We start from the raw sequence: 8629 nt of genomic DNA, 5'->3' as shown, positions 1-8629 counted from the left end.
TCAAGACGTTTTGAGGAGAAGGCAATTGCGGTAGGATCTTGATCGATTCCGATCAGTGTTAAAGCACCGTTATTATCAAGCAATAATGAAGAGTGTCCTCCGTATCCCATCGTACAATCAATAACATTTCCCTCTTTACACTCAGAGAATGCTTCAATCACTTCGCGATAAAGGACAGGGATATGGGGAGTTTCTTGCACGTAGCTGCCTTTAAATTTATTGCCCTAATGATAGCTTAACCTCACTAATAACAGATTTAAATGTTACCCAGTGCCGCTTCTATTGCATCAAACACCCTTTTTAGCTCATCAAAAGAAATCACATACGGTGTCATTACATAAATTACACTTCCCAGCGGCCGAATCAATACCCCCTGTGCCATACAATACTGATGAATTTTCAATCCAATCCGCTCTGATGGATCGAATCCCTCCAACTCAATCGCCGCTATCATTCCGCACTGACGTACTTCTTTGACTCTCGGCAATGACTTAAAACGCTTTAATTCATCGCTTATAAAGGCAATCGTTCGTTGATTGTTTTCAATCACTTTCTCCGATTCGAAAATATCAAGAGTAGCATTGGCCGCCGCACACGCCAGTGCATTTCCCGTATAACTGTGTGAGTGTAAAAAGGACCGCGCGGGGTTGTATTCACAATAAAACGAATCATAGACCGCCTCCGTTGTTAGTACAACCGACAGAGGCAAATATCCCCCTGTAAGCCCTTTTGAGAGAATTAAAAAATCGGGTGTTATACCTGCTTGCTCACACGCGAACATAGTGCCCGTCCGTCCAAAACCGACCAAAATCTCATCTGCAATAAAATGGACGTCATAAACTTCACACAACCGTTTTGTTTCACTCAAAAAGAGAGGATGATACATTTTCATTCCCCCTGCCCCTTGCACTAACGGTTCAACTATCAATGCCGCTATCTCATGGCTTCGTTCTATGAGCAATATTTCAAACAATTTGGCCGCTTCCAAAGCCGCCTCGATACTCTGATTGAGCGGGGACGGTGTTTGAATAGAGCGGATCAGCAACGGCTCATACGTCTCTTTATACAGAGCTACATCCCCGACTGACAGCGCTCCCAATGTCTCACCATGGTAACTCTCCGAGAGTGAGACAAACAACCCTTTCTCTTTTCCGCCGTTTTTATGAGAGTGATACGACATTTTTAGAGCTACTTCAATCGCACTCGAACCGTTATCGGCATAAAAACAGCGTGTTAGCCCATCGGGTGAGAGTTTAACCAATCTCTCAGAGAGTCGCACGATCCCCTCATGAGTAAATCCAGCCAAAATAACATGTTCCAGTGTATCCAGCTGCTCTTTAATTTTTTGGTTGATGTAGGGGTTGCAATGGCCAAAAAGGTTCACCCACCAACTGCTGATAGCATCGATAGTGCGGTTCCCTTCAAAATCGTACAGATATACCCCTTCTCCTTTGGAAATAGGAACAAGAGGAATCGTCTCGTGATCTTTCATTTGAGTACACGGATGCCATAATACACTCAAGTCACGCTTGGATATCTCTAAATTATTCATGAAAAGCCTCTAAATCTGAGTTATAATATGATAACATTTGTTAGTCGTGCACTATTTTCATCCAAGTTTAATGGTAAACTGAATAGAATATCTGAATTTTACAATAGGATCGTTTAATATGATTACTTGGATGCAACGCCATCGGAAATACTTGGTCATTACGATTTGGATCTCCACGATCGCTTTTATCGGAGCCGGATTCGTCGGATGGGGTCAATACAGCTATGGAGACAAAGCAGGAGCCGTCGCTAAAGTAGGTGATGTTTCGATTACATCCGCTGAACTGCAAAAAAGCTACTCTAACCTTTTTAATCAATACAATCAGCTTTTCCAAGGAAAATTTGACGAAAAACAAGCGCAGCAATTCGGCCTCCAACGCCAAGCACTTCGCCAACTGGTGAATCAAGCTCTCGTTCTCAATCTAGCGAACAGCTACGGATTGGTCGTTACCGATGAAGAACTTTTAAATATCATCAAATCACAAAGCGTATTTTCAAAAGACGGAACGTTTGACAAAACCGTTTATGCTGAAGCATTAAAACAAAACCGTTTAACGATCAAAGAGTACGAAGAGTCGATGAAAAAAGAGCTCTTAATCCAAAAAACTCTTTACCTTCTCGCATCGGGTGCTAAAGCAAGTGAATCAAAAGCGCTTGGCAGTGCATTGGGTGTTTCAGACAAAATCAGCTATAAACTGCTCACGCCGAATATGATTACCCTCACGCCGAATGAAGGAGAACTCAAAGTATTTTGGGAAAAACACCAAAAAGAGTTTAAAACTTCTCCGAGCTACGAAATTTCTTACGTAGCCCAAGCTCCGATTACGGCAACTCCGGCAGCCAACGAAATTAATGAATTTTATGAGATGAATCGCCAATCATTCAAAGACACCACTGGCAAAATTCTTTCATTAGGGGAAGCACAAGCGACTATCGTAGCAGCCCTCAATGATAAAGCGACTGAAAAAGAGGCGCTTCGTCTCTACATCGATTACAAAAAAGGTGCTCTTAAAGCAACTACAGCTACTCAGACAGCAACCCTAACTTCTGAATCGTCTCCCTTTAGTCCTGAGCTTACCAAAGAGATTATGGCATTAAATGATCAAAAACCTTTTCTTAAGCCACGCAAAGCAGGTAATGACTATATCATCGTAAAACTTGTTAAAATGAATCCGGCCCGTACGAAAACGTATGAAGAAGCCAAAACGGATGTTAGTGCTCTTTATCTGGGTGAAGCGAAAAAAACCAAACTCCAAGAGTTAGCTCAAAACAGTTATAAAACATTTGCCGGAACATCGACTGATTTCCTCACACGCAGTGATAGCGCTAAAATAGGTGGATTGAGTGCACCTGAGGGATCAGAATTTCTAAATAAACTGTTTGCTTCCAAACAAAAACAAGGTTTTATTACTTTGGAAAGTGGAAATGTTATTCTTTATAACGTTTTGGAACAAAAGTTGCTTCAAGACAAAACAATAGCGGATGAAAATGTCGTACTGAAGCTCAAAGGAAGCTTGTTGGATCAAGGGCTGATTAAAGCGCTTGAGGGCAAGTATCCTGTTGAAATCTATGTAGAGGGGATTTGATTTGAAACGAACCGTTTTAGCCATTGATATCGGCTCAACTAAAGTTTGTGCGCTCATCGCGGAAATCGATGATGACAACCACGCGCAAATCATTGGAGCCGGTATTGCAAAAGCACAAGGCCTTCGCAAAGGGAGCATCACCAACATTGAGCTTGCATCCAAATCGATCAAAAGCGCACTCAATGATGCTAAACGTGTTGCAGGAACCGAACTTCGAAGTGCAGTCGTCACCATCTCCGGTGCCTATACGAAAAGTCTAAATTCCAGCGGCATCGTTAATATCCCGAACAAAGAGATCACCCTCAATGAGATTCAACGTGTTATGCATACCTCTTTGTATAATGCCAACATCCCGAATGAGTTTGAAGTTTTACATGCCCTGCCGTATAACTTCAAAGTTGATGACCAAGATTTTATCGAAGACCCGTTAGGGATGAACGCTTCACGCTTGGAAGTTGAAACCCATATCATCACAACCCAAAAAAGCAATCTTAACAATTTGCGCAAAGCGGTAAAAGCTGCCGGTGTTGATGTTGAGAGTGTTGTGCTCAGCGGATACGCTTCAGCCATCGCTGTTCTCAACGCGGATGAAAAAGAGTTGGGAGCTGCCGTTGTCGACATGGGTGGTAATACGAGCAACATCGTTATCCATTCGGGTCATGCAATCCGATACAACGACTTTTTGGGTGTCGGTTCAAATCATATTACTAATGATTTATCAATGGCTTTGCACACGCCTCTGCACACTGCGGATAATGTCAAAATCAATTACGGCTCGCTCTATGCTCCAAGTAATGATTTGATCGAACTCCCTGTAATCGGTGATGAAACATCAACGCATGAAGTTTCTCTCGAAGTGGTTCATAACGTCATTTATGCCCGTGTAGAAGAGACATTAATGATTATCGCTCAATCGATTGAAAAAAGCGGGCTCAAAGAACACATGGGTGCCGGTGTTGTTCTCACCGGAGGATTTACTAAAATCGAAGGTCTCCGCGAACTCGCCGTTGCTATTTTAGACAATATGCCGGTGCGTCTTGCTAAACCGACCGATGTCGGCGGTCTATTTGATACCCTCAGAGATCCTTCTTACTCAGGAGCTGTCGGATTGGTCAAATACCTCGCCGGTGATTATACTCCGTACGAAATCGACGTAAATCGACGTATGCGCCATAGCAGTGAAGAACCGACAGCCGCGCAAATGAGTCATCAAATCCACGAAGAGGCGCCAAAATTTGAAACTTCCACAGCAATACCTACTCCATCACCGACGGCAGCTGCAACGCCACCGCCAGTGAAGGAAGAGAAAAAAGCGGAAGCTCAAAAAATGGTTAATATCGGGTCTAATAAACCTGTTCAAACCGATCAACCAAATCCAATTGCCAAGTTTTGGAATTGGGCAACTCAACTATTTTAATCACGTCAAGGAGCAAGCATGGAACCATTTTCAATTGAAGAATCAACAACTCTCACAGGAGCACGTATTGTAGCAGTCGGTGTCGGCGGCGGCGGTGGAAACATGATCGGATATATGCTTAAAGAAGCTATTCCCGGTATTGAACTTATCATTGCAAATACGGATGCTCAAGTGCTAGAACATGGTTCTGCGGCAACCAAAATCCAACTCGGTGCAAAACTGACCAAAGGTTTGGGTGCGGGGATGAAACCTGAAGTGGGTAAAGAATCCGCTTTAGAGAGCTATGAAGACCTTTCTCGTGCATTAGAGGGTGCGGATATCGTATTCGTAGCAGCAGGTCTTGGCGGAGGAACCGGTACAGGTGCCGCTCCAATCATCGCTAAAATCGCTAAAGAAGTGGGTGCTTTAACGATCGCAGTTGTAACCAAACCTTTCTCTTTCGAAGGGAAAAAACGTCTTAAACTTGCCGAAGACGGGTTGAACGAATTGAAAAATGAATCCGATTGTATCGTTGTCATCCCAAATGACAAACTTCTCTCAATTATTGACCCGAAACTCGGGATCAAAGAGAGCTTCAAAATCGTTGACAGCGTACTTGCTCGCGCCGTTAGCGGAACATCGGGTGTAATTCTAGCCAGCGGTGACAACGACATCAACCTTGACTTCGCCGACTTGCAAACCGTTATGAGCCACCGTGGTTTGGCTCTTATGGGTGTTGGTGAATATAAAGGTGAAAACGCAGCCTACGAAGCAATCAAAAACGCTATCGAGTCTCCATTGCTTGACAACATGTCAGTTAACGGGGCTCTTGGGGTTTTGGTACACTTTAGCATGCACCCTGAGTTTCCATTTATGGAACTCTCTGCTGCAATGGACGTTGTCCACAACAGTGTTGATGAAGCAGCAGACGTTATCTTCGGTACTACTACCGATGAAACATTGGCAAAAGATTTTATCCGCATCACTCTCGTTGCAACCGGTTTTGAGAAAAAAGCGGCAATGGGAATCAATAACCATGAATTTGAAAACAAAGAAGTGGTGGCAGCTGCTGCGGCTAAGCCTCGTGTTGTTGTACGCCCTGCTATGGTTGCCAACGGTGACTATACGGAAGACTTCCTCGATGTACCGACGTTTATGCGTCAACAAAGAGACTAAACCCTCTTTCCATGCTCTCTTTTGACACGCTCATAAAGGCCAAAACGCTCCTTGGTCTGAGCGACAAAGCCACCCTTTCCGATATCAAAATCCGCTATAAAAATATGATGCGGACATGGCATCCTGACAAACACCCCGATGATACCGAAACGGCTCATGCGATGAGCACCAAAATCAATGATGCGTATGCTATCTTACTTGAGTATTGTTCAAAATACGAATTTAATTTTGATGAAGAACATCTGAGAGAAAAGACTCTCACCCCGCAGGAGTGGTGGACGAAGAAGTTTGGGGGACGTTAATGAAACGCGATCGGCCCCTCAGCGCGTGCGTGAATGAATTGCTGAACCACGGCATTAGATGAATTTCGAAACGCCTCTTTATCCCCTGCTTCGACAATTACACCATCAAAAAGCATCGCATAATTATCCCCTGCTTTAAAACTCTCTGCTATATCGTGGCTGATCAGAATCGAGGTCATTCCAATCTCTTCGCGTAAACGACAGATCATTTGCGTAATAAAGTCACTGGTCACAGGGTCTAAGCCCGATGTCGGTTCATCGTACAAAATAACCTCAGGCTCCAGAGCGAGGGTGCGTGCCAAACCGACACGTTTACGCATCCCCCCGCTTAATTCCTCAGGATAGAGCGATTTTACGATTTTGGGATCAAGCCCCACCATCGTGAGCTTTTCATCAATTTTATACTCAAGTTCTTTTGAAGAGAGTTGTTGATGTTCCAGCATCGGGAATGCAACATTTTCGCGAATGTTCATACTGTCAAAAAGAGCCCCGCTTTGAAACAAAAAACCCACTTTTGTGCGGATAGAACGCAATGTTGTCTCATCGGCATTATCAACCCGTGTCCCATCGACGGTGATGGTTCCCGAATCGGGTTTAAGTAATCCAACGATATGTTTGATAATCGTTGATTTTCCGCCGCCCGAAACTCCAAAAATAACCGTTGTTTTTCCTTTTTCGATCTCCAGATTTACTCCGCGCAGAATCTCCCGTTTTCCAAAACTTTTGGTGACATTCTCAAAACGGATCATTTTTTTACCGCCATAAGATAGGCTCTACGAGAAAAAAGGATTAATAACATCAATAACAGTATTTTAAAGTCGATCTCACTTGCTTTGTGAAGTGCTTCAAAGGATGGATCAATAGCCGCTTCTCCACGCGCTTGGTATTCTAAAATTTTAGGGGTATAAACGGCACTAAAAAGCAGCAGTGTCCCGATAGAACCTAATGCGCTCAAAATAGCCACTTTATCAATTTGCATCACTTTATAGTGAGAAACCTCATACACAGCAATCACGACTGACATAAAATAGGCCCAATAGGTAAAACGGTGGAAGATTTCTCCCATAATTTTCCCCTCTTCGTAGCGGGACAAAAGCGCTACACTAAGATAGAGTTCTGAGTGGAAGACTACGGCGGCAACAAACACACCAAGTACCAAAACAGCCCCCGCACTCATAGCAATCAAAAGAAGATAAGTAACATCAACCAAAGCTTTTTTATTCATGAATAGCCTTTAACACAAATCCCCGATCAAACGAGGCATAATCGGTATAAAAATCCAACGATTGTACCGCAAAATTTTTAAGATATTCTTGCACCTTTGAGCGCTGGTCGTAACCCATCTCGCACGCAAAGGAAGGAATACGGCGAGTGTACACTTCATCCAGCAATGCACGAATCATTTCATCCCCGATTTCACCACCGAACAGTGCGTTTTGCGGCTCATACGAGAGATTAGACTCCAGCGGAGCATCATGTGCGATATAGGGAGGATTAGAGACGAGAAAATCGATTTTTTCGATGATAGGTGAGAGCAAATTCCCCTCGCGCAATTCGATTCGCTCACTCAGTCCGAACATTTCGATATTGCGGCGCGCTACTGCCAATGCACGCGGTGAAATATCAACAGCAATAAAACGGGCATTTGGCAGATGCAATGCAAGAAGTATCGAAATAATTCCGCTCCCTACCCCCACTTCGACAACCGTCATCGTATCATCGAGTGAAACGGACCCTAAGACTTCATCAATCAAATGCTCCGTCTCCGGACGGGGGATTAACGCCCCCTCGTCGATGTAAAACTCACGGCTGTAAAAACTGACGCGATTCGTCAAATATTCGAGGGGAACATTCGCGGAACGCTTTTCAACCCATTGCACTAATCTCGGATCACTTTCATCGAGCACATCCTCTTGGTGTGTAATAAAGTAGAGCTGATCTTTATTTAGATACGCCATAAGGAGAAGTTCCGCCTCACGGCGGGGAGATTCAACAACACCGTTCAATCGGAGTGTAATCTCTTCGTGAAGCTCTTTTAGTCGTTTGGACATGGGTCGGCATATCCTTCATCTTTTTCAATGCGGATATCATACCCTAACGCACGGAGCCGATCCACGACCGGAGGATGGGTCGTGTGAAAAAAGCGATAGAGCGGGTGAGAAAGGGGGAAGCTTTTGTTCTCTGCCACCAGTTTTTTGAGGGCATTGACCAAATGCTCCGCACCGCCGAGTTCAGCGCCCCTGCGATCAGCTTCATATTCATTATGTCGGCTCATAAGGCCCATCAACGGCATCATGACAAAACTGACTACCGGAAGGAGAAGGATAAAGAGCATCATAATAATGTGCGGACTCTGTGAAACTCCAAGTTCCATATAAAGTGTTTCGGGAAGATTACCGAAGAGGGCAAACATTCCAAACAGCATTACTCCGACTATCGCAATATTTTTGTACAAATCACCGTGCGCGAAGTGCCCCAACTCATGCCCTAAAACAGCGATTAGCTCACTGGGAGAGAGTTTTTGGATCAGTGTATCGAACAAGACAACCCGTTTAGACTTTCCTAAACCGCCGAAATAGGCATTCAACCTCGCATCCCGTTTACTTGCGTCGCTGATA

General features: G+C 44.1%; 10 protein-coding genes. 4 read left to right on the top strand and 6 right to left on the bottom strand.

Features of this window, described 5'->3' with window-relative positions; translation table 11 throughout:
• Both mraW and A3G19_RS01000 read right to left on the bottom strand, forming a co-directional pair.
• On the bottom strand, positions 1-200 hold a 200-nt coding region (gene mraW, locus A3G19_RS01005), incomplete at its 3' end, for a 16S rRNA (cytosine(1402)-N(4))-methyltransferase (protein ID WP_294870131.1).
• A 56-nt stretch (positions 201-256) separates the two neighbouring features.
• Positions 257-1552 (bottom strand): adenosylmethionine--8-amino-7-oxononanoate transaminase, encoded by a 1296-nt coding sequence (locus A3G19_RS01000; RefSeq protein WP_015653986.1) that lies wholly within the window; start codon positions 1550-1552, stop codon positions 257-259.
• 118 nt (positions 1553-1670) lie between these two features.
• Here A3G19_RS01000 and A3G19_RS00995 point away from each other — a divergent pair, with 118 nt between their 5' ends.
• From A3G19_RS00995 to A3G19_RS00980, 4 genes are read left to right on the top strand one after another with little or no spacing between them, the layout of a single operon-like run.
• The gene (locus A3G19_RS00995; RefSeq protein WP_015653987.1) at positions 1671-3137 is read left to right on the top strand and encodes a peptidylprolyl isomerase; all 1467 of its coding nucleotides are present in this window, start codon (positions 1671-1673) and stop codon (positions 3135-3137) included.
• Position 3138: 1 nt separating this feature from the next.
• A complete protein-coding gene (ftsA, locus tag A3G19_RS00990) occupies positions 3139-4554 on the top strand; it encodes a cell division protein FtsA (RefSeq protein WP_015653988.1) in 1416 nt (471 codons plus the stop codon).
• Between the two features lie 18 nt (positions 4555-4572).
• Positions 4573-5709, top strand: coding sequence for a cell division protein FtsZ (gene ftsZ / locus A3G19_RS00985; RefSeq protein ID WP_015653989.1), 1137 nt, complete (start codon positions 4573-4575; stop codon positions 5707-5709).
• Between the two features lie 11 nt (positions 5710-5720).
• Positions 5721-6011, top strand: coding sequence for a J domain-containing protein (locus A3G19_RS00980; protein WP_015653990.1), 291 nt, complete (start codon positions 5721-5723; stop codon positions 6009-6011).
• On the opposite strand, the gene A3G19_RS00975 is transcribed toward A3G19_RS00980, so the two are convergent.
• The 4 genes from A3G19_RS00975 to A3G19_RS00960 all read right to left on the bottom strand — a co-directional run.
• On the bottom strand, positions 6008-6760 hold the full coding sequence (locus A3G19_RS00975) for an ABC transporter ATP-binding protein (RefSeq protein ID WP_015653991.1): 753 nt from the start codon (positions 6758-6760) through the stop codon (positions 6008-6010). The two genes, A3G19_RS00980 and A3G19_RS00975, sit on opposite strands and share 4 nt — an antisense overlap.
• Entirely contained in the window at positions 6757-7236 is a 480-nt protein-coding gene (locus A3G19_RS00970) for a DUF4149 domain-containing protein (protein ID WP_294870129.1), read from the bottom strand. The genes A3G19_RS00975 and A3G19_RS00970 overlap by 4 nt, the downstream gene beginning before the upstream one ends.
• Complete coding sequence (gene prmC / locus A3G19_RS00965) at positions 7229-8062, bottom strand: peptide chain release factor N(5)-glutamine methyltransferase (protein WP_294870127.1); 834 nt, start codon at positions 8060-8062, stop codon at positions 7229-7231. Before prmC ends, A3G19_RS00970 begins: the two co-directional genes overlap by 8 nt.
• Positions 8047-8629: M48 family metallopeptidase (locus tag A3G19_RS00960; protein ID WP_294870125.1), on the bottom strand; the 583-nt coding region annotated here is incomplete at its 5' end. The genes A3G19_RS00960 and prmC, both read right to left, overlap by 16 nt.

Origin of the sequence: Sulfuricurvum sp. RIFCSPLOWO2_12_FULL_43_24 (assembly GCF_001829605.1) — a bacterium.
Classification (GTDB): Bacteria; Campylobacterota; Campylobacteria; order Campylobacterales; family Sulfurimonadaceae; genus Sulfuricurvum.
Note: the sequence above shows the minus strand (reverse complement) of the source record. Positions and strands in the feature narration are given on the sequence as shown.

Bases quoted from the DNA above. Each gene is read 5' to 3' on its own strand.
- ftsZ (WP_015653989.1), top strand. From the start codon at position 4,573: ATGGAACCATTTTCAATTGAAGAATCAACAACTCTCACAGGAGCACGT.
- A3G19_RS00975 (WP_015653991.1), bottom strand. From the start codon at position 6,760: ATGATCCGTTTTGAGAATGTCACCAAAAGTTTTGGAAAACGGGAGATT.
- prmC (WP_294870127.1), bottom strand. From the start codon at position 8,062: ATGTCCAAACGACTAAAAGAGCTTCACGAAGAGATTACACTCCGATTG.
- A3G19_RS00995 (WP_015653987.1), top strand. From the start codon at position 1,671: ATGATTACTTGGATGCAACGCCATCGGAAATACTTGGTCATTACGATT.
- A3G19_RS00980 (WP_015653990.1), top strand. From the start codon at position 5,721: ATGCTCTCTTTTGACACGCTCATAAAGGCCAAAACGCTCCTTGGTCTG.
- A3G19_RS01000 (WP_015653986.1), bottom strand. From the start codon at position 1,552: ATGAATAATTTAGAGATATCCAAGCGTGACTTGAGTGTATTATGGCAT.
- A3G19_RS00970 (WP_294870129.1), bottom strand. From the start codon at position 7,236: ATGAATAAAAAAGCTTTGGTTGATGTTACTTATCTTCTTTTGATTGCT.